This window comes from Hoskinsella mucinilytica, from assembly GCF_045223415.1.
Taxonomy (GTDB): domain Bacteria; phylum Bacillota_I; class Bacilli_A; order Erysipelotrichales; family Erysipelotrichaceae; genus Hoskinsella; species Hoskinsella mucinilytica.
Window position 1 is genome coordinate 1 of the sequence record NZ_JBEQZJ010000097.1, and the last position, 1660, is coordinate 1660.

The following is a 1660-nucleotide window of genomic DNA, read 5'->3' on the forward strand; positions in this document are numbered from 1 at the left end:
AAAAATTAGATAATAAAAATCAAGTATAAATTTCAGAAATTTTTACTTATTATTGTTAAGCCATTTAACCACGACAAAAAGAAATGGAGATATTCCATTTTTCTTGAAAATATGTATAATATAAATAAGCTATCTTTGAAAGATAGTGTTGTTCTTGCACATACCGTAAATGATTTTGACCAGTTTGGCGGTACATGCAACTTTGGCAGCTTTTGAATTTAGTGGGTTCAATTGCTGCCTTTTCTTTTGGTAAAACTGATTGATTGTATTTACTTTTTTTAACTTTATATTACATGTCACTGCCAAATATAATAGGCATCTCAATCGCTTGTTTCCTTTTTTTGAAATAGATAAGTGTTCACCATCTATCTTTCCTGATTGGTTAATGTTGGGATCTAAACCTACATAGGCTATCATTGCTTCTCGTGTCTTAAATCGCTTGATATCGCCTATTTCTGCTAGTATTCTTGATGCCAGATTAGGACCGATTCCATCAATACTTAGAATAAGATAATATTCATTCATTGTTTCTGCTATCTGAATGATTTCTTGTAAGGTTTTATCTGCATCGTTTCTAGTCATTTCGACTTTATCCAACAAATCCAGTAATATTTCAACTTCAATATCATCTTTATCACATCCAGGATATGTCTTATTTGCGAACTCAATGATTTTAACGGCATACCTCATGGAAACTGCTTTTTTATGACATGTATGTTTTTCAATGTATCTGGCAATCGTTTCTGGCTGCTTATTTTTTATCAAATCAGGGTGTGGATATTTTTTTAGAATGATCATCGCAAGTTCACTATAACCATCACTAAATAAATTAAGGAAGCCAGGAAAGCATATACTCAGACTGTTTTGAAAGGTCACTTTATATTTTCTTAGATGATTGATTTTGTCCTCATACAAGCGGTTTAACTGCTTCATACGATGGAATTTATCATCTTCAACCTCGTGCATCCGTATCTTTTTGCGATCATAGTAGACTTTAGAGATAGCGATTGGATCAAGTTTGTCTGTTTTTTTAGAATGAATACTTTCCTTTCTTTTTCTGGCGGATTCTAAAGGTGAAATGACATACTGCTCGATATTACTCTTTTCAAGAAATCGTTCTAGTGGATGTGTGTATACCCCTATAGCTTCGTAAACCACACAGACTTCATCACTAACTTTTTCAGAAAGCATTTTAATATCTGCTATTAAACGAGCGAATCCTTCAATATCATGATTGATTTTATGTACTCCTCCAACTTTCTTATTATTCTTTTCAAAAAGAATATAATGACTATTTCCACAGGATACATCAATACTAACGATAGGTCCTTCCATAAATTGTTCCTCCTCACTTAAATCATAGAGAAATCACTTCCGAATTCTTGTTTCATATAGTTTCGTTGTACATACTGACTGAATCATAAATGATCGTCGTTTTAGATATAAGCTTATTCATAAACAAGAATAGGAAGAATGACGGTTTTTTTTACTAACTCAATGGTTTATAAAGCTTCTACGTCATTTCTTCTCTATCGGCTTTATTCTCATTGTATGCCTACAAAAAGAGAAAGCCAGGAATCATTATACACCCTAGCTTTCTATCATGAATATTAATTTTATAGTTGATTCTCTTTCTTATGAAATTTATTCTTTCTACTTC

Annotated in this window: 1 protein-coding gene; it reads right to left on the reverse strand. The window is 31.9% G+C overall.

Annotated elements, in window-relative coordinates; translation table 11 throughout:
• Window positions 1-129: 129 nt before the first annotated feature.
• Entirely contained in the window at window positions 130-1335 is a 1206-nt protein-coding gene (locus tag UGRO018_RS17625) for an IS110 family RNA-guided transposase (RefSeq protein WP_416327824.1), read from the reverse strand.
• Between the last annotated feature and the right edge of the window lie 325 nt (window positions 1336-1660).

What these genes read in the sequence shown, in the direction of transcription:
- UGRO018_RS17625 (WP_416327824.1), bottom strand. Translation starts at nt 1,335, where the DNA reads ATGGAAGGACCTATCGTTAGTATTGATGTATCCTGTGGAAATAGTCAT.